This window comes from Bradyrhizobium sp. PRIMUS42 (genome assembly GCF_023006515.1).
Classification (GTDB): Bacteria; Pseudomonadota; Alphaproteobacteria; order Rhizobiales; family Xanthobacteraceae; genus Bradyrhizobium.
Map to the genome: position 1 here is coordinate 1 of NZ_JALBGZ010001380.1, position 748 is coordinate 748.

At 65.6% G+C, this 748-nt stretch carries 2 protein-coding genes; both read left to right on the top strand.

Going from position 1 to position 748, the window contains the following annotated elements; genetic code table 11:
- A partial coding sequence (locus MOV75_RS40495; protein WP_247008447.1) for an alpha/beta fold hydrolase occupies positions 1 to 363 on the top strand: 363 nt, incomplete at its 5' end.
- Positions 364 to 365: 2 nt separating this feature from the next.
- Positions 366 to 748 (top strand): alpha/beta fold hydrolase (locus tag MOV75_RS40500; RefSeq protein ID WP_247008448.1); only part of this gene is annotated, 383 nt, incomplete at its 3' end.

Sequence of the window (748 nt, forward strand, 5' to 3'; positions counted from 1 at the left end):
ATCGCGGCCGGCGATGTCGACGGCGGCCTCGCCGTCTTCGTCGATACGCTGGAGGGCGCCGGCACCTGGCCGCGGCTGCCGGCGATGGTGAAGCAGAATCTGCGCGACAATGCCATGACGCTGATCGGCCAGGTCCGCGACAATCGCCCGCCGTTCTCGAAGGCGGATGCGGAGGCGATCAAGATGCCGACGCTGTTCATCCTGGGCGCGCGAACCAAGGGGCTGCTGCCAAAGGTGCTGCATGCGCTCGCCGCGCATGTGCCCTATTCCAAGACGGCGGTCATCCCGAACGCGACGCATCCGATGTTCGAGCAGGCGCCGCAAAAATTCTCCGAAATCGTCCTGGATTTCTTGGCGAGCTGATCATGCAGACATTCCGCGTCAACGGTTACGACATGGCCTATCTCGAAGTCGGCGAGGGCCCGCCGCTGGTCTGCGTACACGGCACGCTCGGGGATTTCCGCACCTGGTATTCCGTGCTCGGCCCGCTGTCGAAGGCCCATCGCGTGATCGCGGTCAGCCTGCGGCATTTCTTTCCCGAGCATTGGGATGCCGTCGGCGACGATTACAGGATGGCGCAGCACGTCGCCGACGTGGTTGCCTTCATCGAGCAGGTGAGGCCCGCACCCGTCGACCTCATGGGCCATTCACGCGGCGGCCACATCGCATTCCGCGTGGCGCAGGCGCGGCCGGATCTGCTGCGAAAGCTGGTGCTGGCCGAGCCGGGCGGCGATCTCGATGCCAGCCT